The sequence below is a fragment of the Nonomuraea sp. GTA35 genome, assembly GCF_041950525.1.
Taxonomy (GTDB): domain Bacteria; phylum Actinomycetota; class Actinomycetes; order Streptosporangiales; family Streptosporangiaceae; genus Nonomuraea.
The window spans coordinates 357631-380184 of sequence record NZ_JBGNUV010000011.1 but is presented as its reverse complement, the minus strand read 5'-3'; the positions used below and the strand labels follow the sequence as shown (position 1 = coordinate 380184).

The 22554-nt window shown below is 72.0% G+C and carries 18 protein-coding genes and 2 pseudogenes; 7 read left to right on the top strand and 13 right to left on the bottom strand.

Annotation, left to right across the window (positions count from 1 at the left end; translation table 11 throughout):
* Positions 1 to 87: 87 nt before the first annotated feature.
* The gene (locus tag ACBJ32_RS40715; RefSeq protein ID WP_375131331.1) at positions 88 to 3699 is read left to right on the top strand and encodes a LamG-like jellyroll fold domain-containing protein; all 3612 of its coding nucleotides are present in this window, start codon (positions 88 to 90) and stop codon (positions 3697 to 3699) included.
* A gap of 374 nt (positions 3700 to 4073) precedes the next feature.
* Here the strand turns inward: ACBJ32_RS40715 and ACBJ32_RS40710 are convergent, their stop codons facing one another.
* The 3 genes from ACBJ32_RS40710 to ACBJ32_RS40700 form a co-directional block, all read right to left on the bottom strand.
* Positions 4074 to 4835 carry a hypothetical protein gene (locus tag ACBJ32_RS40710; protein WP_375131330.1) on the bottom strand — a complete coding sequence of 254 codons (762 nt, stop codon included), beginning with the start codon at positions 4833 to 4835 and terminating at the stop codon, positions 4074 to 4076.
* Between the two features lie 110 nt (positions 4836 to 4945).
* Positions 4946 to 5224 carry a cold-shock protein gene (locus ACBJ32_RS40705; RefSeq protein WP_375131329.1) on the bottom strand — a complete coding sequence of 93 codons (279 nt, stop codon included), beginning with the start codon at positions 5222 to 5224 and terminating at the stop codon, positions 4946 to 4948.
* A complete protein-coding gene (locus ACBJ32_RS40700; protein WP_375131328.1) occupies positions 5221 to 6105 on the bottom strand; it encodes a helix-turn-helix domain-containing protein in 885 nt (294 codons plus the stop codon). Before ACBJ32_RS40700 ends, ACBJ32_RS40705 begins: the two co-directional genes overlap by 4 nt.
* 233 nt (positions 6106 to 6338) lie before the next feature.
* Here ACBJ32_RS40700 and ACBJ32_RS40695 point away from each other — a divergent pair, with 233 nt between their 5' ends.
* The 3 genes from ACBJ32_RS40695 to ACBJ32_RS40685 are packed head-to-tail and all read left to right on the top strand — an operon-like array spanning position 6339 to position 10383.
* Positions 6339 to 6842 (top strand): cupin, encoded by a 504-nt coding sequence (locus ACBJ32_RS40695; RefSeq protein ID WP_375131327.1) that lies wholly within the window; start codon positions 6339 to 6341, stop codon positions 6840 to 6842.
* Positions 6839 to 8671, top strand: coding sequence for an ABC transporter ATP-binding protein (locus ACBJ32_RS40690; protein WP_375131326.1), 1833 nt, complete (start codon positions 6839 to 6841; stop codon positions 8669 to 8671). The genes ACBJ32_RS40695 and ACBJ32_RS40690 overlap by 4 nt, the downstream gene beginning before the upstream one ends.
* Positions 8668 to 10383 (top strand): ABC transporter ATP-binding protein, encoded by a 1716-nt coding sequence (locus tag ACBJ32_RS40685; RefSeq protein ID WP_375131325.1) that lies wholly within the window; start codon positions 8668 to 8670, stop codon positions 10381 to 10383. The genes ACBJ32_RS40690 and ACBJ32_RS40685 overlap by 4 nt, the downstream gene beginning before the upstream one ends.
* Positions 10384 to 10486: 103 nt before the next feature.
* On the opposite strand, the gene ACBJ32_RS40680 is transcribed toward ACBJ32_RS40685, so the two are convergent.
* Together ACBJ32_RS40680 and ACBJ32_RS40675 are read right to left on the bottom strand one after the other, a co-directional pair.
* Entirely contained in the window at positions 10487 to 10654 is a 168-nt protein-coding gene (locus tag ACBJ32_RS40680) for a CGNR zinc finger domain-containing protein (protein ID WP_375131372.1), read from the bottom strand.
* Between the two features lie 24 nt (positions 10655 to 10678).
* Positions 10679 to 10855, bottom strand: a pseudogene (locus ACBJ32_RS40675) (ABATE domain-containing protein); the annotation flags it as partial.
* 86 nt (positions 10856 to 10941) lie between these two features.
* Here ACBJ32_RS40675 and ACBJ32_RS40670 point away from each other — a divergent pair.
* Positions 10942 to 11613: a metallophosphoesterase gene (locus ACBJ32_RS40670; protein ID WP_375131324.1), complete on the top strand. Its 672-nt coding sequence runs from the start codon at positions 10942 to 10944 to the stop codon at positions 11611 to 11613.
* Positions 11610 to 12227, top strand: a complete 618-nt coding sequence (locus ACBJ32_RS40665; protein WP_375131323.1) for a LysE family translocator — start codon at positions 11610 to 11612, stop codon at positions 12225 to 12227. Before ACBJ32_RS40670 ends, ACBJ32_RS40665 begins: the two co-directional genes overlap by 4 nt.
* 10 nt (positions 12228 to 12237) lie before the next feature.
* Here the strand turns inward: ACBJ32_RS40665 and ACBJ32_RS40660 are convergent, their stop codons facing one another.
* The 4 genes and pseudogenes from ACBJ32_RS40660 to ACBJ32_RS40645 form a co-directional block, all read right to left on the bottom strand.
* Entirely contained in the window at positions 12238 to 12732 is a 495-nt protein-coding gene (locus ACBJ32_RS40660) for an alpha/beta hydrolase (RefSeq protein WP_375131375.1), read from the bottom strand.
* Positions 12716 to 13420 (bottom strand): annotated as a pseudogene (locus ACBJ32_RS40655) (alpha/beta fold hydrolase); the annotation flags it as partial. The gene ACBJ32_RS40660 and the pseudogene ACBJ32_RS40655, both read right to left, overlap by 17 nt.
* A gap of 236 nt (positions 13421 to 13656) precedes the next feature.
* The gene (locus tag ACBJ32_RS40650) at positions 13657 to 14727 is read right to left on the bottom strand and encodes a serine hydrolase domain-containing protein (RefSeq protein ID WP_375131322.1); all 1071 of its coding nucleotides are present in this window, start codon (positions 14725 to 14727) and stop codon (positions 13657 to 13659) included.
* A gap of 237 nt (positions 14728 to 14964) precedes the next feature.
* Positions 14965 to 15711: an SDR family NAD(P)-dependent oxidoreductase gene (locus tag ACBJ32_RS40645; protein WP_375131371.1), complete on the bottom strand. Its 747-nt coding sequence runs from the start codon at positions 15709 to 15711 to the stop codon at positions 14965 to 14967.
* A 152-nt stretch (positions 15712 to 15863) separates the two neighbouring features.
* Here ACBJ32_RS40645 and ACBJ32_RS40640 point away from each other — a divergent pair, with 152 nt between their 5' ends.
* Complete coding sequence (locus ACBJ32_RS40640) at positions 15864 to 16424, top strand: TetR/AcrR family transcriptional regulator (protein ID WP_375131321.1); 561 nt, start codon at positions 15864 to 15866, stop codon at positions 16422 to 16424.
* Between the two features lie 64 nt (positions 16425 to 16488).
* On the opposite strand, the gene ACBJ32_RS40635 is transcribed toward ACBJ32_RS40640, so the two are convergent.
* The 4 genes from ACBJ32_RS40635 to ACBJ32_RS40620 form a co-directional block, all read right to left on the bottom strand.
* Positions 16489 to 19317, bottom strand: coding sequence for a BTAD domain-containing putative transcriptional regulator (locus tag ACBJ32_RS40635; RefSeq protein WP_375131320.1), 2829 nt, complete (start codon positions 19315 to 19317; stop codon positions 16489 to 16491).
* A 411-nt stretch (positions 19318 to 19728) separates the two neighbouring features.
* Entirely contained in the window at positions 19729 to 20745 is a 1017-nt protein-coding gene (locus ACBJ32_RS40630) for a DUF4331 family protein (protein ID WP_375131319.1), read from the bottom strand.
* Positions 20746 to 20757: 12 nt separating this feature from the next.
* Entirely contained in the window at positions 20758 to 21657 is a 900-nt protein-coding gene (locus ACBJ32_RS40625; protein WP_375131318.1) for an SDR family oxidoreductase, read from the bottom strand.
* A 43-nt stretch (positions 21658 to 21700) separates the two neighbouring features.
* Positions 21701 to 22459 (bottom strand): SDR family oxidoreductase, encoded by a 759-nt coding sequence (locus ACBJ32_RS40620; protein WP_375131317.1) that lies wholly within the window; start codon positions 22457 to 22459, stop codon positions 21701 to 21703.
* Positions 22460 to 22554: the final 95 nt, after the last annotated feature.

Genomic DNA, 22554 nt, shown 5'->3' with positions numbered 1-22554 from the left:
GCTCTTGACCGCCACCCGACGGGACGCTTATCGTCCAGTCGAATCGATTCGACCGGATTCGTCCCCCCTCCCTGAACGGGAACGCGCATGTCTCAACCCTGGTCCCGGCGGGCCCGCGTACGCCTGCGGCACGCCGCCCTCGCCTCCGCCCTCGCACTGACCGCCGTCCCGGCAGCCGCCTTACCGGCCGGCGCCGCGGCCGTCCCGAACCTCGTCCTGCACTACGACTTCGAAGGCGACCTGTCCGGCGGCACCGTCACCGACCGCTCCTCCTCCGGGCTCGACGGCACCCTGGTCAACCCCGCCTCCACCGGCACGGCCACCGGCGCGGACGGCACCCAGGCGCTGTCCCTGCCCGGCGGCCCGACCGGCTCCGCCACCGCCCCCTACGTGTCCATCCCCAACGGCCTGTTCCGCGACCGCCACGCCATGACGATCTCGACCTGGCTCAACTGGTCGGGCGGGCCCGACTTCCAATGGGTCTACAACCTCGGCAAGGACGCCGGCACCGCCACCTTCGTCACCCCGTCCTACGCCGGCGAGGCCACCACCCGCTCCTCCATCAAGCCGGTCAACGGCAACTCCGAGGTGGGCGTGCCCGGCGCCCAGAAGCTGCCGACCGGCCGGTGGGTCAACCTCGTCACCACGATCGACGGCAAGACCATTACCTACTACGCCAACGGCGCCGCCATCGGCAGCACCACCGCCCAGCTCGACCTGGCCGCGGTCATGCACGCCGACGGCAACACCACCTCCGGCTTCCTGGGCAAGCCGTTCTGGGGCGGGCACCCGTTCCTGGCCGGCGACCTGGACGACTTCCGCGTGTACGACGCCGCCATGACCACCGAGCAGGTCGCGGGCCTGGCCGGCGAGCACCTGGCCACGATCACCGCGGTCGAGCAGACCACCTTCGAGGTCACGACGTACCCCGAGATCGCGCCGGACCTGCCGGGGACCGCCCAGGCGCAGTTCTCCGACGGCATCCGCCGCCGCGTGCCCATCACCTGGGACGCCGTCGATCCCGGCCGGTACGCCCAGCCCGGGCAGTTCACCGTCAAGGGCACCGCGCACGGCACCGCCGTCCAGGCCACGATCAAGGTGATCGGCAACGACCTCTCCATCGACCTCGGCACCGAGACCGGTCTCTTCCACGGCGGCGCGTCCGGCACCCTGTACGGCGTCTACGGCGAAGGCGTCCCGAACCGCAACCTCCTCGAAGGCATCAACCTGCGCACCGTCTCCACCAAGGCGCAGGACGGCCCCCAGCACCCGGGCGCCGACGCCCTGGAGGTGGTCAAGCCGCTGGCCGACGCCACGGGCGGCGACGTGTACATCTACATGACCGACATCTACCGCGGCTTCCCCTACCAGTGGCCCGGCGACACCCCCGAGGCCCGGCTGGACGACTTCAAGGCCAAGATCGCCAAGCAGGTCGACCAGGTCCTCAAGCTCGACCCGAAATATCAGGACAACATCGTCTTCGTTCCGTTCAACGAACCCGAAGGCAACATGTTCGGCACCGGCCAGTGGAGCTACAACCGGATCAGCTGGCTCAGCGACCCGCAGCACTACTTCAAGGCCTGGGACGAGATCTACGCGCTCATCAAGGGCAAGATGCCGGACGCCCGCATCGCGGGCCCCAACACGAGCGTGCTGTACGCGCAGGTGGAGGGCTTCCTGCGGCACACGGCCGCGAGCAGGACCGTCCCCGACGTCATCACCTGGCACGAGCTCGGCGACCCGGCGCGCATCCGTACGAACGTGGCCAAGTACCGCGGCTGGGAGCGCGCCGTCCTCGGCGACCGGCGGCTGCCGATCAACCTCAACGAGTACGCCTACAACTACCACACCTCGGTTCCCGGCCAGATGATCCAGTGGATCTCGGCCATCGAGGAGTCGAAGGTGGACGCCGACATCGCGTACTGGAACATCGACGGCAACCTGTCCGACTCCGCCGTGCAGGCGAGCCGCGGCAACGGCCAGTGGTGGCTGCTCAACGCCTACGGCCAGCTGAGCGGCAGCACGGTCAAGGTCACCCCGCCGCGCCCGGACGTCAGCTACACCCTCCAGGGCGTCGCCACCCTCGACAGGGCCAAGGCGCAGGCCCGCGCCCTGTTCGGCGGCGCGGCGGGCAAGGCCGGCGTCCGGTTCGACAACATCGACACCGAGCTGTTCGGCACCACCGTGCACGCACTGGTCCAGGAGATCCCGTGGACCGGGCAGCTCGGCGACTCCGCCCAGCCCGAGGTCCTCGCCGAGCTGGACCGGCCGGTGCGGGACGGCTCCGTGACCTTCGCCTTCGGCGACGCCCTGCCCCGCCTCAAGGAGGCGTCGGCGTACCAGATCATCCTCACGCCGGGTGAGGACGCGACCTCCCCCGCCCAGGCGACCAAGCTGTGGCGGGGCACGTACGAGGCCGAGGACGCGAGCCACACCGGCGCGCCCTACCACCGCAACGGCCCCGAGGGCTCACCCTCGGACGTCGCCAAGTTCTACACCTCGGGCGGCTACAACGTCGGCGGCCTGCGCACCGGCTCGACCCTGGCACTCGACTTCAAGGTCTCCGTGCCGCGGGACGGCGCCTACGACCTGTCGGTCTTCGCCAACTCCCTCAACACCTCCGACGCCGTCCGCGAACAGGGTCCCACCAACGTCTTCCTCCGCGTGGACGGCGGCGCCGAGCAGGAGCTGCACCTGCCCCTGGGCTACAAGTGGGTGGTCTGGGACCACGCCGACACGAAGGTCACGCTGACCAAGGGCGACCACGTGCTCACCCTGGCCGCGCGCAGCCTCGACGGCACCCGCGCCACCGAGGGCGACGCCATCATCGACAAGATCGACCTCTCCCTCGCCAACCCGGCGGCGGCCGAGACGATCTACGAGGCCGAGTACGCCACCCTCGACGGCGCCCGCACCGACTACACCCGCAAGAAGGTCTCCGGCCCGGGGCACACCGCCATCGGCAAGGACCAGAGCGCGACCTTCTGGGTCTACTCCCCCGGCGACGGCGAATCCACCCTCAGCCTCGACACCCTCGGCGGCGGCCGGGCCTGGCTCGACGTCAACGGCCACCGCCTCACCGGCGTCAACGCCGGCACCAAGGTCAAGGCGTTCCTGTCCGGCGGCATCAACAAGATCACCCTCACCGGCCAGTCCGGCACGCTACGCCTGGACCGCCTCCGCGTCGCCGACACCGACGGCACGCTCAAGCCCACCTGGTACGAGGCCGAGTCCGCCCGCCTCGCCGGCACCGCCGAGGTCACCACGCACCCGCTGGCCGGCGGCGGCAAGGCGGTCACCGACATCGGCGGCAAGCCGGGCAACGCCAACACCCTCACCTTCGACGTCACCGCCCCCGGGCCGGGCACCTACGCCATGACCGTCCGCTACTCCAACCCCGAGCAGTCCCCCGCGTCCCACTACAACCCGGACCCGCTGGCCCGCCACGCCGAGATCTCCGTCAACGGCGCCCAGCCCCGGCGGGCCTGGTTCCCGCACACCTTCCACGCCGGCAACTTCTGGGAGCAGACCATCCCGATCCAGCTCAGGAAGGGAGCCAACACCGTCACCTTCGGCTCCCAAGAGCTGCCGAACTTCGACGGCGGCACCTACATCTCCGACACCTTCCCCGACATCCTGCTCCGCTCCAGGTACGCCCCCGACGTGGACAAGATCGCATTGACGCCGCTCGCCCGATGACACAGGCCGGGCGGAGCATCACCTCCGCCCGGCCTCGTCACTGCCGGACGGCTGTTGACCGGTGGCGGCGGCGCCGACGCACGCGCCTTCAGGCCGGAGCGATCTGCCGAGCTCGCCCGTGGGGGTGGAGTACTCGCGGACGCCACTCGGCGAGTCGCTGCGCGAGCCGTTCTCGCACCTCTACACCTGGGCGGTCGAACACGCCGACGACATCGGCGCCCGGCAGCGGGCCTACGACGCGCGCTCCGCGAGTGCCCGCCCACCCAAGGCACGGTCCGCGCAGGCGCGCCAGGGGCAGGGCGGGTCGTCGCGGGGAACGCGTTGGGCGCATGGGGCGTGTGCGGAGACTCGGGAGCCCGCCCGCTCGCGGACGGTCACCCGATGCGGCTCCACGTCCCTGGCGTGCCGCTCGCCTTGCAGAGGTAGAGATCGACCTGGGCGTCCAGCATGATCTCCCCGGTCTCGTGGAACCCCGAGGCAGGCGGGCCGTTCGTGGCGGTGGGACGAAGCTGGATCGAGGCCCTCGTGCCCGACGCGTAAAGACCCACGCCCGACTGCCCGAGCGCGATGACGGCGAATCCTGATTCCGACCCGGAGGCGTTGTCAGCCACCACGCCTGCCCCGCTGTTACTGCTGGTGGAGGCCAGGATCGCGGTGCCGTTCTGGCTCGTGGCCAGCAGGCCGGGGCCGTTGACGCCCTGGGCGGTCACGCCCGTGCCGTTCGCGCTGTACGCGTGGACGCCGCTGCCCTGGTTGCTGAAGGACCAGCATCCGGCTCCGTATGTGCTGACCGCGTACACGCCGGCGAAGGCGCCTGGGGCGGTCGCGAAGCCCGCGACGCCGGCGCCGGGGCCCTGTCCCGTCACCGCCCATGCGCTCGGGGCGGTCGTGGCGACGTTCAGGGCGGACGACGCGGTGCTGGAGAGCGTCGTCGGGGCGTTGGCGGCGTTCAGCACGCCGAGGATCATCGGATTGCCCGTGTCGGCGGATGTCTGAACGGCGTCCGCCTGGTCGGCGAGCGCATCGTGTGACTCCTGCGCGGTGAGCAACTCCTGCGCGACCTGCTGGATGCGCTCGATCTCCTGGCGTAGTTCTTTCGTCCTCTGGGCGAGGAACTCGTCCCGGTTTGGCTGCATGACGTGATGGTGCGCCCGAACGGTGGACCCGGCCCGCCCGTCCGGGTGGCCTCTTCCGGCCAGACAGGCATGTGTCACTTCTGGGACGATCTCCTGCACGGCCTGGTGCATCACAGTCTGCGGACGTTCTCGGCCACGTAGTCGAAGCTGTCCTGCGAGCGTTCGACGAGGTCGAACTCGACCTCCTCGCCTGCCTCCAGAACCCGGTATCCGCTCCCCACGATATCGCTGAAGTGCACGAACGCATCACGATCGGCCGGGAGCGCAGGAGAGGAAATCGCTCCCCACCCCTTTTCGGCCTTGAAGAACTTCACAGTGCCACGCGTCATGATCATATTGTCGCTGATCACTTGGAGAACGAGGGCCGGACCGAAGTCCGGGGCGGTCACGCCACGTGCGCTCGATCGGCGGCGCCGGGCCGGCCGGGTGTTCCGTGGCTGGGCCAGGCGACGTCGTCAACCGCCAGAAAAGGCTCGTGGGCCACGGCCGCGGGGGTCACCCCGGCGAACTCCATGACGTCCCGATGCAGGTGGGACTGGTCGGCGTAGCCGCCGTCCGCCGCGACCCCGGCCGCGTCATGCCCCGCGGCCAGGCGGTGGACGGCATGGTCGAAGCGGACCAGCTTCGCGGCGCGCTTGGGCGGCAGGCCGATCTGCGCGTGGAATCGCCGCCACAGGCGCTTGCGGCTCCAGCCGAGCTCGGCCGCCAGCAGCTCCACCCGGACCAGGCCGCGGCCGGCCACGATCCGGTGCCAGGCCCAGGCCACCTCAGGCTCGACCGGCGCCCCCGCCTCGCGCCGACGGGCGAGCAACGCCTCGATCAGCGCGAAGCGATCCTGCCAGGAGGAGACCTCGCCCAGTCGCTCGCTGATCCGTGACGCCTGCCTGCCCCACAGGTCGTCCAGCGTCACCACGCGGCCGTCCAGCTCGGCCGGGCCGACGCCCAGAATCGCGCGGGCGACCACGGGCGACAGGCGCACCTGAACACAAGCGATGTCCTGGCCTCGCACCCACATCGCGCCGCCGAGCCCGAGCCCGGCGACAAGACTCCCCTGGTGCCGCCGACCGGCGACGTCCTCGACGACGGGCGGGCCGGCCCCCACGTCCAGAGCCAGCGTCACGGCCGGGTGCGGAATCAGCCGGTGACCCTCCGGATCCGTGCCCCGGTCACGGAAGCCGGCCATGGTGACACCCGTCACCCTGCTGCGCCGCACTGACGATGCGGCGTCCCACACCAGGGCATCGTCACGTTCGCGCACAGTGGACCGCATGCTCCCATGCTAGGGGAGCCGAGCGAGGGGAACATTTGTCCAATCCACCGGCGCGCACCAGCGGCGACAGTTGGGCTCATGACCATTCCCGACGGGACCACGGAGAGCTGGACGCCACGATGTCCAGCATGCGCACGACAGGCTCCAGGGGCGAGCGCGGCCCGGCACCTTCCACGGGTCGCAGGCGATCCCGACCCGACGGCTGAAACTCATCGCAGGAAGGTCGTCGCGGCATGACCGTCACCCCGATCGATCTCTTCGAGTCATCCATCCACCTGCGCCAGGGCGGCGAGATCCACGCCGGGAGAAGATTCACGGACTCCGGCCAGGACGGCTGGCAGCTGACGGCCTTCCACGCGAAGACCGGCGCCGACGTCCACGCCGACCACTGGGAGATCCATCCCGAGGCCGAGGAGATCATCTCCTGCCTCATCGGGAAGATCCGCCTCTACCTCCGCCCCGAGCAGCCGGGGCAGCAGGAGGAAGAGATCAGGCTGACGGCCGGAACCGCCGCCATCGTCCCGCGCGGGCGGTGGCACCGCATCGAGCTGGACATCCCCAGCACCATCATGGCCGTCACCCTGCCGCGAGGCCGCCGCCTGGAGATGCGGACCGGAGCCTGGAAGCCCACGCCGGCCCGCTCGCATCCTGCCCCTTCATCCACCGCCCCCTCACCTGCCATCGGTCCGGCCACGGGCCGGGTCGTGACGAGATCGACGAAGACCGGAGAACGATGACCACGACCACCGACCTCGCTCAGACGATCGAGCAGCCGGATGCCGATCCCGCGGCGGGGCAGAGCATGACACGGCTGCTGCGCCCTCACGTGCGGAGTTTCGCGGCCGTGGTGATCCTGCAGGTCGTCGGGGCGCTCGCGGGTCTGGCGCCGCTGCTGGCGGTCGTCGAGCTGGGCCGTACCCTGCTGTCGCCCGGCCCGATCGACCACGCGCACGTCCGGACCACGGTGATCGCGGGTGCGGCCGGCCTGCTCGTCCGGCTGCTGTTCACCGCCGCGTCGTCGGGCATCGGGCATGTTCTCGACAGCCGGGTGCAACTGACGTTCCGCCGGCAGCTGGCCGCGTCGCTGGGACGCGTCCCGATCGGCTGGTTCTCCCGGCGCCGCACCGGCGAGCTGGCCAAGGTGGTGGGCGAGGACGTGAGCGCCGTGCACCCGTTCATCGCCCACGCGCCCGGCGAGCTCGTCGCCGCGTTCGTGGTGCCGCTGGTGTCGCTGATCTACTTGTTCACCGTCGACTGGCGGCTCACGCTGATCACGCTGATCCCGGTGGTGCTGGCGATGGCGCTGGTCCCGCTGCTGATGCTGCCCGCCAGGACGCGCGAGCAGCAGGACTACGACGCGGCCATGGGACGGATCTCCAGCTCGGTCGTCGAGTTCGTGCAGGGCATCTCGGTGGTCAAGGCGTTCGGCGGAGGCGAGCGCGCCCACCGCTCGTTCCTGACGGCCGCCGACGACTTCGTCAGCATCTTCTCCCGCTGGGTGCGCGGCATGTCCGTGATCGCCGCCGGGATGCAGCTGGCGCTGTCGCCGCCGTTCGTGCTGCTCACCGTGCTGGCCGGTGGCGCGGCGCTGATCACGTCCGGTGGCCTGGCCCCGGCGGATCTGCTGCCGTTCCTGCTGCTCGGGCTGGGACTGACCGCTCCGGTGGCGGCGCTCGGCCACGGCTTCGACGATCTGCAGAGCGCCGGACGCGCGGTCGGCCGGATCAAGGACGTGCTCGCGGTCCGGCCGCTGCCCGAGCCCGCCCGCCCGCGTCCGCCGCAGGGGCACCGGGTGGAACTGCGTGACGTCCGCTTCGCCTACGAGGTCGATCACGGGGCCGAGCACGAGGTGCTGCGCGGCATCGACCTGGTGCTGGAGCCGGGGACGGTCACCGCGATCGTCGGGCCGTCGGGAAGCGGCAAGTCCACGCTGGTCCAGCTGCTGCCGCGGTTCTTCGACCCCACCCACGGCTCGGTCCTTCTCGGCGGCGTCGATCTGCGCGAGATCGGCAGCCGGGAGCTGTATCGGCAGGTGTCCTTCGTCTTCCAGGACGTCCGTCTGCTGCGCGCCTCGGTCGCCGACAACATCGCGCTGGCCGTGCCGCGAGCCGGCCGCGACGACGTGGTCCGCGCTGCCCGGCTGGCCGGCATCCACGACCGCATCCTCCAGCTGCCACGCGGATACGACACGGTGCTCGGTGAGGAGGCCAAGCTGTCCGGAGGCGAGGCGCAGCGGATCTCGATCGCCCGCGCGCTGCTGGCCGACGCGCCCGTTCTGGTGCTGGACGAGGCGACCTCCTTCGCCGACCCGCAGACCGAACAGGCGGTCCGCCGGGCCCTGGCGACGCTGAGCCGCGACCGCACGATCGTCGTCATCGCCCACCGGCTGGAGACGGTCGCCGACGCCGACACCGTCGTGGTGCTGGAGGACGGGGCGATCGTCGAACGCGGCAGGCCCGCCGACCTGCTGACACAAGGCGGAAGGTTCGCCGAGTTCTGGCGATCCCACCGATCCGCCGAGACCGAGACCCACGGTGGCGTACTGCGAGGAGACGAGCCCCGATGATCCGAATGTTGCTGCGCGTGCTCGGAGACGAGTACGCCCGGGCGATGCGCCGCACCGTGATCCTGATGACGATCACCGCGGTGGTCGAAGGTCTGTCCTACGCGCTGCTGGTCCCGGTGCTGCGGGCGCTGCTCGGCAGCACGCCCGCGGACGCCGTGCCCTGGCTGGTCGCGTTCGGGGCCGCGGTCGTCCTCTACGCCGTGCTGCGCTACATCAGCGACTTGTCCGGCATGCGGGTCGGGACCACCATGTTGCGCGGCATGTATCACCGGCTCGGCGAGCACCTGGCCCGCCTCCCCCTCGGCTGGTACGACGCCGGTCGTATCGGCGAGGTGTCCGTCCTGGCCGGCCGCGGCCTCCTGCAAGCCATGGGCGTGGCCGCGCATCTGCTGGCACCGTTCATCTCCGCACTGGTCACGCCGCTGACCATCGTGGCCGTGATGACCGCCTTCAACTGGCGGATGGGGCTGGCCGCGTTGCTCGCCGCACCCGTCGTGGCGGCGATCCAGGCCTGGACGGCACGCGCGACGGCCGCCGCCGACGCCGAGCGTCACGAGCGCGACCAGGAGGCCGGCGGGCGCGTCATCGAATTCCTCCAGGCCCAGCCGGTGCTGCGAGCCGGCGGCCGGACCGGCGAACGCTTCCAGCTGCTCGACGACTCGCTGCTGGACGTCCAGCGCGCCTCCCGCCGTACCGTGCTGGCGACGCTGCCCGGCGCCGTGGGGCTGACGCTCACCGTGCAGGCGGTCTTCACCGGGCTCCTGGTCCTGGGCGCCCACCTCGCGCTCGGCGGGGACATCAGCGCGGCGGAGATCCTGGCGATCCTGGTGCTGGCCGCCCGCTGCGCCGACCCGCTGCTGTCGCTGTCGGACATCGGCGGCAAGCTCCGCGGCGCGCGTGCGGAGCTGGCCAGGCTCGAGACGGTGCTGCGCACCGAGCCGCTGCGGGAACCTCGCGAGCCGATCCAGCCGGCGCACCACGGCCTGGAGTTCGACACCGTCACCTTCCGGCACGGCGAGCGCACGGTGTTCGACGAGGTGTCGTTCACCGTCCCGGAGGGACAGCGGCTGGCGGTCGTCGGGCCGTCCGGGGCGGGCAAGAGCACGCTGCTGCAGCTGCTGGCGCGCTTCTACGACGTGGACGCCGGCGCGGTGCGCGTGGGAGGCGTGGACGTGCGCGCGATCAGCACCGAGGCGTTGATGGCGCGGATCGCCATCGTCTTCCAGGACGTCTACCTCTTCGACGGCACCATCGAGGAGAACGTGCGCCTGGGCCGTCCCCACGCCGACGAGGCCGACGTACGGGCCGCGGCTGCCGCGGCACGGCTGGACGAGGTGATCGAGCGCCTGCCCGGCGGATGGGCGGCGAACGTCGGCGAGGGCGGCGCGCTGCTGTCCGGTGGTGAGCGCCAGCGGGTCTCGATCGCGCGGGCGCTGCTGAAGAACGCTCCCATCGTGCTGCTCGACGAGGTGACCTCGGCGCTGGACCCGGTCAACGAGGCGGCCGTCCACGAGGGCATCGAGCGCCTGATGGCCGGCCGGACGGTGGTGATGGTGGCCCATCGCATGCGTACCGTCCACCGCGCCGACCGCGTCATCTTCCTCGACGGCGGGCGGATCGTGGAGGAAGGCAGCCATGACGAACTGCTCGGCCACGGCGGCCGCTACGCCGACTTCTGGAACATCTCCATGGCTCCCGCTGCGCGGGAATGAGCCGGAGCGTGCTGCCGGGGTCGTGGCGGCCGCTCCGGCCAGGGACCCGCTCGGCCGTCCGGCCTCCCGCGAGCCGCTGCTGCTCGGCGCCCGGCCGATCGGCTCACAGCGGTTGTGAGGATCCGGACAGGTCGTGCGCGGCCGTGGCGCTGTGACGCTGGTAGTGGCGTGCCGCCCGGGCGCGGTTGCCGCATGACGGCTTGCACCACTCCTGCCGCCCGTGGCTCTGCACGAAGTAGCGCACGCAACGCGGCGCGTTGCAGGCCCGCAACCGCTCCCGCCGGGGCCCGCTCAGGAAGTCGATGGCGGCCCGCGCCAGCGCCGCGACCAGCCGGACGTTCGCGTCGCGCTCGGCCGACAGCACCCCCGCCCACGGCGTCCCGCCGGCCGGCCAGTCGAGCTGCGGGACGATCGCCTCGCGGGCGGCCGCCGCGTTGAGCCGCGCCAGCGCCTGCTCGGCGGGCATCAGCCGGCCGGCGTCGGCCCTGCTCGGCGGTGCCGGGCTGACCGCCTGCGCGAACCGGCACCGACCGGGCGACCCGGCGCGCCACCCAGGTCATGGACCACCTGCGCGCGCTGCCCCGCCCCGTCGACGCCCTGCTGGTCACCGGCGACATCGCCGACCACGGCGAGGAGGCCGAGTACGAGCAGGCCGCCGGAATCCTGGCCGCACCCTTCCCCGTGCTCACCTGCCCCGGCAACCACGACATCCGCTCCGCCTACCGCAAGGCACTGCTGCGCCGGCCACCCGGCACCGACCCCATCAACCAGGTCCACCACATCGCCGGCACCGCCATCCTGATGTGCGACTCCACCATCCCCGGCCACGACGAGGGCCGCCTGGACCCCGGAACCCTCGCCTGGATGCACACCACCCTCGACGGGCTCGCCCCGGAGACGCCCGCCCTGATCGCCTTCCACCAGCCGCCCGTCGAGCTCCACCACCCGCTGCCCGACTCCGGGCGGCTGCGAGAGCCTGACGCCCTCGCCGCGCTGCTCCACGCCCATCCTCAGGTCGTGGCGGTGCTCACCGGCCACGCGCACACCGCCGCCGCCTCCACGTTCGCCGGCCGCCCCCTGATCGTCGGACCGGCCGTCACCTGGACCCTGCGCCTGCCGTGGGAGGGCGACCAGCCCGCCGACCGCGAGCAACCGCCCGGCCTCGCCTTCCACGTCCTGGACGGCGACCGCCGCCTCACCACGCACTACCGCGTCGTGCTCCCGGCATGATCCACCCGTACGGGGTCGCCGCGTTCCTGCTGGCGATCCTGCCCATCATCGCCACTCCCGGCGCCAGCCTGACCCTGCTGATCCAGCACGTCACGGCCGGCGGCCGCCGCCAGGCTCTCCCGGTCCTCCTGGGTACGGTCACCGGCCTGTACGCGCACGCGACCCTGGCCGCCGCCGGCCTGTCGGCACTGGTCATGCACTCCAGCCAGGCCTTCACCGCCGTCAAACTCCTCGGCGCGGCCTACCTCGTCGGCCTGGGCCTGTGGACCTGGCGCTCCGCCACCCTGCCCCCGTCTCCCACGCTCACGGACCAGCCGAAACGGACCGGCTCCGTCTACACCCAGTCCCTGCTCGCGAACGTGCTCAACCCGAGGGCCGCCTCCATCTACCTGACCCTGGTCCCGCAGTTCGTCCTCTCCGGCCGTCCCGTCGGCGGGCAGATCCTCACCCTGGCCACCGCCCACGCCCTGCTGATGGCGGTGTGGCTGCTGACCTGGACGGCCCTCATCCACCAAGGGGCACACCTCGTTCGCCAGGCCCGCTTCAAGCGTGCGGTCGGCAGGGTGGCCGGGGCCGCGCTCGTCGTCCTCGGCGTCCGGGCCGCCGCGACGTAGGCGTGGCGGATCACGGCGTCGGCACCCTGGCGCCGGGGCAGCCCGGGTCGATGCGGCCGGTGGTGAAGTAGGCGACCAGGTCGGCGGCGCATTCGCGCAGGGCTGAGGAGTGCGCGTCGTCGTCGACGGTGTAGATCCTGCCGCCGATCTCGGCCTGCATCCGGGCGGCGTACTCGTAGGCGGACATGAACTCGTAACGGTGCCCGGCCAGGACCAGCGACCCCTCGCCGTGGCGCAGCCGGGTCGTCTGTGCCGGCAGCGGCCAGCCCGCGCAGCCGGCGCCGAAGTAGGAGGCCCGGCCGGTCACCGGATTGCTCTTGAGCAGCTTCTGGTAGGCCTTCCAGGCGGCGGAGAAGCTGAGCCGGCTGTGGTCCTCGTTGCACTTGACCGCGCGGTTCATCGTCATGTTGACCCACTCCGTCGCGCCGGGGACGGGCGCGGGCTGCCGGGCGCCGAAGAGCTGCTTGACGGCGGGCGGCGCGGTGCTGCCGCTCGCATCCCGCAACTCGGCGAGCGCCCTGCCCGCCTGCGGCCACTCGGGCCCGCACGCGTGTCTCCTCGTGCTTGGCCAGGCTGTTGCCCGGGCCGGCCACGCTGTCGAGGAAGACGCGGCCGGTCCGGTCGGGGAAGAGGCTGCGGTAGACCGCGCCGAGCCAGGTGCCGTAGGACACGCCGAGCAGGTTGAGCTTCGGCTCGCCCAGCGCGGCCCGCACCGCGTTGAGGTCGCGGGCCACGTTCACGGTGGTGAGCCGGCCGAGGAAGGCGGGATCGGCCCGCCCGCAGGCCCTGTTGCCGGCGGCCTCGGCGTCGTAGTTCCGCTTGGCCGCCGCCTTCGTCAGCGGCCCGGCGCTGCCGCCGATCTGGCCCGAGCCCGCGCAGTCGACCTTGGTGCTGTAGTTCACGCCGCGGGGGTCGAAGCCGATGAGGTCGAACCGCTCGTTCAGCCTCGCGCTCTCCTGGTTGTTGAGCGTGACCCGGAGCGGGTCGAGGTAGCCGGGCTGGCCCGGCCCGCCCGGGGCGACCGCGAGCGCGCCGAGCCGGTGCTCCTGGTGCGTGGCGGCCAGCCGGGTGACCGCGATGGTGATCTGCCGGCCGTCAGGGTCGCCGTAGTCCAGCGGGACGCTCACGGTCCCGCATTCCAGCCGCTCCAGCAGGGTGCGGAACGCCGCTGCCTGCTCCTGGGGATAGCCCATGCCGGCGATCGCCGCATCGGAGTAGGACGGGCAGGCCTTCCAGTCGACGGCCGGATCGGCCTGGTCGGCCGTGGCGGTGCCCGGTAGGGCAGCGCCCAGCATCGCGCAGCTCAGCACGCCGAGGCGCACCCTGGTCCAACGTTTCACGACAACGCTTCTTTCCTGGTCGGGGCAGAGGGGAGATTCGCCAAGGCCACCGGCGGGCCGCGTGAGGCGTGGCCGCCGGAGGGCTCCGGTCATCGGCCGGGGCAGAGCACGGCTTCGGCGGCCTTGGTGGTGGCGTCGCCGACGGCCATCGCCTTCTCGTTGTCGATCTTCAAGGTGGCGGCGATCGCGAACTGGATCCGGCCGTCGGTCGAGGAGAAGGTGGTGGAGCTGATGCCGGGCAGGCCGCCGGAGGCCGAGGAGACCGTCCCGCCGCACAGGTTGGGGAACGGCCGTGGCAGCTGTCGCTGCAGGTCCTCGGGAACCAGCTTGCCGTGGCTGAGCGCGCGGTAGAAGGCGCTGACGTCGTGCGCGGTGGAGATGGCCCCTTCGGGGGCGCTGGTGGCGTTGAGCCGGTCGACGTCGCGCGGCCTGCCCTGGGCGTCGGGGTGGTAGCCGTGCCCGTGCGGGCCCCTGATCCGGTCGGACACCTTGGTGGCCAGATAGGTGTGCTTCATGCCGAGCGGGGCGAACAGGCGCCGCTGGAACTCGGCGGCCCGGTCGTGGCCGGTCACCTTCTCGATGATCATGCCGAGGAGCACGTAGTTGGTGGTGGAGTAGCGGTACTTCCCGAGCTCACCCTGCGGCAGAGCACGTGCGGCCCGCACCAGGTCGATCGGCTTGTAGGCGGTGGTGAAGTCGAAGACGTCGAACTTCCCGCTCTCGGCGAAGTCGGGGATGCCGGAGGTGTGCCGGATCAGATCCCGCACGGCGATCTTCTCGGCCCCGTCCCCATACACCCCGGGCAGGACGTCACCGAGCTTGTCGTCCAGGCTGAGCTTGCCCTCCCCGACCAGTTGCAGAACGACCACGGCCTCCATCAGCTTGGTCTGGGACGCGATGCGGTAACGCGAACCCGAGGGGATACGCCCGCCCTTGCCGCCGAGCAGGCGCGAGCCCGCCGTCCCCCTGCCCATCCGCTTGCCGTCGACGTACACCTCACCGATGGCCCCCACCACGCCATCGATCCTCGCCAGGCCACTGATCGCCTGCTGGACGTCCCCCAGCTTGACCGGCTCGGCGGCAGCGGGTGCCGGTACGCCGAATGCCAGCATCGCGCAGGCCACCCCGGCGGCCAGGCCGGCAGTCTTGCCACGCCTCATCGATGTGATCCTCTCGCTACGGAATTTCGAGGGTGACCACATCTACCGACCGGCACCTACCGGTGACCGATCGTCGGACCATACGCCTTCCATAGGGGGGTTGCGATGGTGCTCTCTCATCGAGACGACCTTCATCGACGAGGAGAGCTCCCGGCCTGTGCCACGCCGGGGCAGGCGCTGAACCGGCCCCGGCGTCTTCTCAGGCCGCTGACCGTTTCTCGGGCAGCTGACCGTTTCTCAGGCCGCTGACCAGCCGCCGTCGACCGGGACGATCGCGCCGTTGACGAACGAGGCCGCGTCGGAGGCGAGGTAGAGGGCGGCGTCGGCCATCTGCTCGGGCTGGGCGAGGCGCTCGCCGAGGGCGAGCACGGGGCCGAGGCGCGCCGAGCCGGTCGGGTCGAAGGACGCGCCGTTGGCGATGTTGGTCATGGTGGGGCCGGGCAGGATGGCGTTGCAGCGGATGCCGTCCTTGGCGTAGGCCCAGGCCACGCTCTTGGTCAGGCCGACGACGCCGTGCTTGGAGGCGGTGTAGGCGGCCCCTGCCGCGCCGCCGCGGATGCCCGCCTCGGAGGCGGTGTTGACGATCGCGCCGCCGCCCTGGCGCAGCATGTGCGGCAGGACCGCGTGAGTGACCAGGAACGTGCCGGTCAGGTTGATCCGCAGGACACGCTCCCACTGCTCGACGGGGATGTCGGCGGGCAGGGCCATGGTGTCCATGATCCCGGCGTTGTTGCACAGCACGTCGATCCGCCCGTACGTGCCGATCGCCGTCTCGACCAGCGCGGCGACCGAGGCCTCGTCCCCGATGTCGGCGGTGGCGGCGACGGCGGCGCCGCCGAGGTCGGAGGCGGTGCGTCCGGCGCTGTCGGCATCGATGTCGCAGACCACCACGCGGGCGCCCGCCTTGGCGAAGGCCACGGCCATCGCCCTGCCGATGCCGGAGCCGGCGCCCGTGACGAGGGCGACGCGGTCGTCGAAGGTCATGGTCAAGGGGTGTCCTTTCGATCGGGGCGTGACAGGAGGACATCGGTGACGTTTCACGGCACACGCGCGCGCCGCATCCAGACGCCTGCCTTGCCGGGCGCACGGAGCCTCAGACAACCGGACTCATACGTCCGGTTGGTACCCTAACCGTTGTGACTGCCGCCCGTCGACCCAACCGAGGCCCGAAAGCCGCAGCGCACAACCGGGCCGCGTTGATCGCGGCGGCACGCGACGCCTTCGCCGCCTCCGGATACGACACCTCGCTCACCGACGTCGCGCGGGCGGCCGGGGTCGGGCAGGGCAGCCTCTACCGCCACTTCCCCGACCGCCTCAGCCTCGCCCTGGCCGTCTTCGAAGACAGCATCGGCGAGCTGGAGGCGCTGGCCGCCAAGCCCGGCACCACCCTCGACGAGGTGCTGGCCCTGGTCACCGAGCAGGCCATCGCCTCGACCACGTTCGTCCGCCTGGTCACCATGCCCCCGCAGCCCGACCCGCGCATCATCGAGCTGCGCGAACGCGTGCAGCGACTGCTGGAGGGCGGGCTCGCCGAAGCCCAGCGCGCGGGCCGCGTGCGGGCGGAGGTGACGACCCACGATCTGCTTCTCGCCATCGGCATGCTGGCCCTGCTTCTCGCCGAGCTTCCCGATCAGACCGAGCGCACGGAGGCCGCCGAGCGGATCTGGCAGATGCTCCGGCACGGCATCGAGACCTGAGCCGTGACGACGCCGTCACGTGCTGGGCGGCGCGCCCGAGCAGAACACTCCCCCATGACTGGTCCTACAGCATGTTCCTGATCGGTCCCGGCATGTCCGGAACGGACTGCCTGAGTAGTCCGTCCACGTCCTCCTGGGTCAGGAGGCGCGACTCCAGGAGGGTTTCGAAGCAGTTGCGCCAGTCCTGTCGAGCTTCGGCGTGCCGCCCCAGGGCGTGTTGGGTCTGGGCGGACCACCAGGCGGTCACGGCGTAGCCGGCGCGGTAGCCGGCTTCGCGCATGAGCGTCAGCGCCACCTGGTAGATGTCGGCCGCCTCGGTGAGACGGCCGGCGTGCATGAAGGCGCGGGCCAAGGTCGCGCGGGACACCCCCTCCCCGTACAGGATGCCGACGCCGTCCCATGCCACGACGGCCGCCTGGGCCTGCTCGATGGCCTCCTCGAACCGACCCTGCCGGTAGAGCACGTGCACCCGGTTGTTGAGGACGGCGCCCCGGGCGTAACGATCTTCGGCCTTCTCGGCGAGGTCCAGGGCGCGTGCCAGGTTCTCGACGGCCAGGTCGAGCTGCCCGATCATGGTGTGGACGACGCCGAGCTTGTTCAAGGAGCTCATCTTCCGATGCGGCAGGGCGGTCTTGTCCCAGCACGCCACGGCTCGTTCCAGGTGGCCGATCGCCTGCTCGTAGCGTCCCTGGTCGCGAAGGATCCAGCCCAGGAAGCTCTCCGCCTGCGCCTGCCCGGCCCAGTCGCCGCACCGCGCGGCCACCTCGGCCGCGTTGCGATGGACGTCGGCCAGTTGCGTGACCCAGCCGCGGTAGTTGAACGGCCAGTGCAGACCGATCGCCAGCCCGACGGTGGTGCCCGGGTCGGTGGCCTGGCGGGCCACGGCCAGCAGGTTGTCACGCTCGGCCTCGGTCCATTCGCCGGCCTCCCGCGCGTCGGCGAGCGCGACACCGGGCCGCTCGGCCGCGTAGGCGGGCTCCTCGAGCCGGACGTGCACGAGTCCGGTAGCGGTGTTGGCCGTGGCCAGGTAGTGGTGAAGCCCGCGGCGGAGTGCGGCCGCACGCCCCGCCGTGGGCAGCTCGCGGGCGTACAAGCGGATCAGATCGTGAAAGCGATACCGGCCGTGCCCCGCGGATTCCAGCAGCCGGGCGTCGAGGAGCCGTTCGAGAGCCGCCTCCGCTCGTGCCTCGGGCCAGTCGGCCAGCGCCGCCGTGGCGGCCGGGGTGTGGGTCGGCGTGTCGAGCAGGCCGAGGAGCGGCAGGACGTGCGCGGCGTCCTGGCCGCTCGGCTCTTCGCTCAGGTGGCGGTGGCTGACCGCGATGCCGGCGCGTACGGCCAGGTCGGCGTGCTCCAGCGTGTCCAGGCGGCGGGTGGCGTCGGCGAGCCTGTCGGCGAGGTAGGACAGTGTCCAGTCGGGGCGGGCGGCCAGACGCGCCGCCGCGATGCGCAGGGCGAGGGGCAGTCCCCCGCAGAGCCGGACGATCCGCCCGGCGGCCTCGGGCTCGGCGTGGACCCGGCCGGGGCCGGCGATTCTGGCCAGCAGCGCGGTGGATTCGGACGGGTCGAGCCCGGGCAGGTTCAGGTGGCTCGCCCCGTCGATCGAGGTGAGGGCCTGCCGGCTCGTGATGACGACCGCACACCTCGGCCCGGCGGGAATGAGCGGGCGGATCTGGCGGGTGTCGAGGGCGTTGTCGAGGATGATCAGCACGTTCCGCGCCGACGTCAAGGACCGGTAGCGGGCCGCGGCCTCGCCGACCGTGGCCGGTATGGCGGGGCCGTCCAGCCCGAGCGAGCGCAGGAGCCGGCCGAGCGCCTCGAGCGGCGTCAGCGGCCGGAGGCCTTCGGTGGCGCCGTGCAGGTCGATGTAGAGGACGCCGTCGGTGAACCGGGCGGCCATGGCGTGGGCGACGTGAATGGCCAGGGCGGATTTGCCGATGCCGCCGGGTCCGTCGATCACGGTGATGGCGGGCCCGTGAGCGGGGCTGCCGGCGGGGCTGTGAGCAGGGTTGCCGGCGGGGGCGAGCGCGGTGCGCAGGCGGTCGATCTCGGCGGTACGGGCGGTGAAGGCGTCGGTGTCGGCGGGCAGTTCGGCCGGCAGGTACGGCTTGCTGACCGTGACCTGCTGGGCCGGGGAGGTCAGGTCGAGGACGGGGTCCTTGACCAGGACGGCCTGGTGCAGGCTGCGTAGTTCGGCGCCGGGTTCGATGCCGAGTTCGGCGATCATCACCCGGCGGGTGTCCTGGTAGGCGGCGAGCGCCTCGGATGGGCGACCGGCGCGGTACAGGGCGAGGATGAGCTGGGCGGCGGGGCGTTCGCGCAGCGGGTGGGCACGCACGTGCACGGCCAGGTCGGCGGCCACCGCGTGGTGGTCCCCTGCGGCGAGGCGGAGATCGGCGTGGTCCTCCAGGACGGCCAAGTGCTCTTCTTCCAGGCGGGTGGCCTCGATGCGCGCCCAGGGGGCGGTCAGTTCGGCCAGCGGCTCGCCTCGCCACAGCTGCAGGGCTGCGCGGAACAGGGTGTCCGCGGTGGCCGCGGCCCCCTGCCTCTGGCCGACGCGGGCGCGTTCGGCCAGGCGCAGGAACAGGTGCGCGTCGATGTGGTCCGGTTCGAGCGCGAGCCGGTAGCCGCCGGGCACGGTCTGGATGATCTCTTCGGTGGCATGGGTTCCGAGGGTTCGGCGTAGTTTGGAGATCACGATGTGGAGTTGTTTGGCCGGGGTCGCCGTGGAGCTGTCTTCCCAGATGTCGGTGAGGATCCGCTCGGCGAGTACGACCTTCCCGGCGTTCAGGGCGAGTCTGGCCAGCACACCGATGCGTCGTTGCCCGGCGAGCCGGACCGGTTCGTCAGCGGCCAGCACCTGCCACGGGCCGAGGAACCTGATCTCCAGCGCCATGCGGACCCCCATCCTTCAGCGGAGTCGGCATTGTAACGAGATGATCGCGCACATTCGCGGCGATAACGGATGGAACGCCGTCTTCGTTGCCGATCAACAAGGAAGATCACGACCGAACTGCCCCCGGTCCGTGCCGGCATGCGCCTGCGCGACCCGCCGAGCTGGAGCCCCGGGAGCGGGGTAGCCCGTGGCGACAGGCGCTGATCATGCTCTTGGCCGGCTGACCGTCACGAACGGCTCATCGCTGGCGTCAACGGCAGAGCATCCTGCCACCCCCCAGAAGGGAAAGCGGCGACGATCGCGGCCGCTTTCCCCGGGGTGGACGACCTCCTTCCTCGTAGCATCCGTGCCTCGGCAGCCGAAGGCGCGGCAGAACTGGTGGCGGCAGCAGGGGGCGCGGACGGCTTCGGTTCAGGCCGGGATGACGTAGGGGAAGGCGCCGGCGCGCTGCCCCGCGGCGACGGCCGGCGTGAGGCCCGAGGGCACGGCGGTGCCGGTGACGAGGGACAGCATGACCTCGGGCGCGTTGTCGGCCGGCGGCCGGCCGTTCCGCGCGGCGAAGCCGAACGTCGCGGGCGTGCCGACCACGTACGGCAGGACGTCGGGGAACAGCTCCCTGGCCACGGTCCGGCCGTAGCCTCCGGGGTCGCCGGTGGCTCCGGCGGCGACGGCGGCGACGAGCCCGGCGAGGTGCTCGCCGTCGGCGGGGAAGTCCTGCGACGGGTGCCGGGTGTTGGCCGGGTTGGTGAAGTCCGTGTCGCCCGGCCAGAAGATCGGCCACATCATCGGGTACCCGGCCCGGTTGATCTGGCGCCAGCCGCCGGCGTCGGTGGCGAGCTTGGTCGCGCACCACACCCCGGTCCGCGCGCCCGGGCGCAGGAGCGGATGGGAGTGCGGCACCTCCAGCACGATGGACTCCACGGTCGTGCCGGCGAAGCTGTTCTGCGCGTCCTGCGGGTTCCAGGCGGCCAGGTCGGGGACGGTGCCCCCGGCGACGGCGCCGTTCACGAGGGCCAGCAACGACAGGTCGATGTAGAACGGGTCGGCGGCCCGCCCCGCCCACAACCGGATGCCGTTGGCGGCGCACGGTTCCCCGGTCCTGCCCTCCAGCACCGGCTCCCCGGGGGCCGTGTCCTCCCGCGCGGCGGCGCCGGTCAGCTCGTGCAGGCGCAGCGCCTGCCGCCCGTCCCGGTCCGGCGCGCCGAAGGAGATCCGGTAGGTCAGGTCCTCGAAGGCGGCGCCGTCGAGGTGCACCTTGAACTCGTAGCGCGCCTCGGGGTGGAAGCCGGGGCGTGCGTAGACGCCGGTGATGTCGGAGTTGACGTCCATGACGAACACCGTGCTGCCCGGCCCGGCGAACACGTACAGGTCGTCGATGAACAGCTGGCCGTTCTGCGCCGCGAGCGGCGTGTCGAGATGGTGAGACATGAGCAGGTCCTCCTAGGAGAGAGCGGGGCCGAGCAGGTCCTCCAGCTCGACCCGCCGGTAGAACTCGCGCCGGACCAGGTCGCCGACCCGGTTGACGGTCTCGGCGCCGTCGTCGGCGGGGTCGATGTGCACCCGGAACGGCCGCCGCCCCTTCGGGGTGCCGACCACCCGGACGATGACGCGGGCCACCTCCGACGGGTCGGCGTCCGCCGGGGCCAGGTCGGCGAGCTTGGCCGCGACCTGGGCCATCAGGTCGCCGTAGAGCTCCTCGTAGGCCGCCGCCACGTCGTGGCCGGCCGGGTGGCCGGCGTTGGCGAAGTGGTTGGTGCCGGTGGTGAACGAACCGGGGACGACGATGACGGTGTCGATGCCGAACCGGGCCAGCTCGGCCGCGTACGAGACGGCGAGGGAGTCCTCGGCGGCCTTGGCCGCGAAGTACGGGCCCAGGTACGGCGGGGTGCCGCCCCTCGTGCTGCTGGAGCCCACCCAGACCACCAGCCCGTCCCGCTGCCCGCGCAGGTGCGGCAGCACCGCACGGTTGAGCCGCTGCGTGGAGACGGCGTTGGTGTCGTAGACGCTGGCGAGCTGCTCGGGCGTGAACGCCTCCAGCGGCCCGAGGACCATGTGCCCGGCGTTGTGCACCACGACGTCGATCCGGCCGTGCTCGGTCACGACGGCGGCCACGGCGGCGTCGACGGACTCCTGGCTGGACACGTCCATCTCGATGGGCCGCAGGTCCACCCCGTGGGCCCGCGAGTACTCGGCGGCCTCGCGCGCCGCGGCGGTGTTGCGGCCGGTGATGTCGCGCATGCCGGCGTAGACGACATGGCCGGCGTCGGCCAGGCCGCGGACGGTCATGGCGCCGAAGCCGCTGGAGGCGCCGCTGACAATGATGATCTTCTTGGACGTCATCTTCCTGCTCCTGTGATGTCTCGTCGGATTGCGTCGGCGGGCGTCAGACGACGCCGCCGTTGGCGTACAGCACCTGGCCGTTGACCCAGCGGGCCGGCCCGGCCAGGAACGCCACGACCTCGGCGATGTCGGCGGGGACGCCGAGGCGCTCCAGGGGCGCCATCCCGGCCAGGCGATCGATCGACGCCTGGTCCTTGCCGTCGAGGAACAGCGGGGTGGCGGTCGGCCCTGGGGCCACCGCGTTGACGGTGATGTCCCGGCCGCGCAGCTCCCTGGCCAGGATCAGCGTCAGCGCGTCCACCGCGCCCTTGCTGGCGGCGTAGGCCGCGTAGGAGGGCAGGGCGATCTTCACCATCGACGAGGAGAAGTTGATGATCGCGCCGCCGGACCTGACCCGGCGGGCCGCCTCCCGGCCGACGACGAAGGTGCCGCGGATGTTGATGCGGTGCATGCGGTCCAGGACCGCGAGGTCGAGCTCGGCGACCGGTGCGAGCACCATGATGCCGGCCGTGTTGACCACGACGTCGACGCCGCCGAAGGCCGACACGGCCGTCCCGAACAGCGCGGCGACCTCGTCCTCGTCCCCGACGTCGGCGCGGGCGGCCACGGCGCGCCCGCCCCCGTCGATGATCGTCTTGGCCAGTGCCTCGGCCTCCGCCGGCCGGCCGGCGTAGCCGATCACGACGGCGTACCCGTCGTCGGCCAGGCGCCGGCACACGGCCTGGCCGATGCCGCCTGATCCGCCCGTCACCACCGCCACCCGGTCGCCTGCCGCCGGGTTGCCCTGCTGTTGATCGTTCATGGGTCGCCTTTCTGCGCCGCCCGCCGCGGCGGGACGGTCCTCGCTCGGAACGCGTCCATCGTGTTCCCGGCGGCTTCGAGCCCTCTTCTGCCAGA

Excerpts from the sequence above, each read along its gene's own strand:
- ACBJ32_RS40650 (WP_375131322.1), bottom strand. The coding sequence starts at position 14,727 with ATGAGGCGTGGCAAGACTGCCGGCCTGGCCGCCGGGGTGGCCTGCGCG.
- ACBJ32_RS40620 (WP_375131317.1), bottom strand. The coding sequence starts at position 22,459 with ATGAACGATCAACAGCAGGGCAACCCGGCGGCAGGCGACCGGGTGGCG.
- ACBJ32_RS40670 (WP_375131324.1), top strand. The coding sequence starts at position 10,942 with ATGGACCACCTGCGCGCGCTGCCCCGCCCCGTCGACGCCCTGCTGGTC.
- ACBJ32_RS40665 (WP_375131323.1), top strand. The coding sequence starts at position 11,610 with ATGATCCACCCGTACGGGGTCGCCGCGTTCCTGCTGGCGATCCTGCCC.
- ACBJ32_RS40695 (WP_375131327.1), top strand. The coding sequence starts at position 6,339 with ATGACCGTCACCCCGATCGATCTCTTCGAGTCATCCATCCACCTGCGC.
- ACBJ32_RS40700 (WP_375131328.1), bottom strand. The coding sequence starts at position 6,105 with ATGCGGTCCACTGTGCGCGAACGTGACGATGCCCTGGTGTGGGACGCC.
- ACBJ32_RS40685 (WP_375131325.1), top strand. The coding sequence starts at position 8,668 with ATGATCCGAATGTTGCTGCGCGTGCTCGGAGACGAGTACGCCCGGGCG.
- ACBJ32_RS40635 (WP_375131320.1), bottom strand. The coding sequence starts at position 19,317 with ATGGCGCTGGAGATCAGGTTCCTCGGCCCGTGGCAGGTGCTGGCCGCT.
- ACBJ32_RS40715 (WP_375131331.1), top strand. The coding sequence starts at position 88 with ATGTCTCAACCCTGGTCCCGGCGGGCCCGCGTACGCCTGCGGCACGCC.
- ACBJ32_RS40630 (WP_375131319.1), bottom strand. The coding sequence starts at position 20,745 with ATGTCTCACCATCTCGACACGCCGCTCGCGGCGCAGAACGGCCAGCTG.
- ACBJ32_RS40710 (WP_375131330.1), bottom strand. The coding sequence starts at position 4,835 with ATGCAGCCAAACCGGGACGAGTTCCTCGCCCAGAGGACGAAAGAACTA.
- ACBJ32_RS40625 (WP_375131318.1), bottom strand. The coding sequence starts at position 21,657 with ATGACGTCCAAGAAGATCATCATTGTCAGCGGCGCCTCCAGCGGCTTC.
- ACBJ32_RS40690 (WP_375131326.1), top strand. The coding sequence starts at position 6,839 with ATGACCACGACCACCGACCTCGCTCAGACGATCGAGCAGCCGGATGCC.
- ACBJ32_RS40645 (WP_375131371.1), bottom strand. The coding sequence starts at position 15,711 with ATGACCTTCGACGACCGCGTCGCCCTCGTCACGGGCGCCGGCTCCGGC.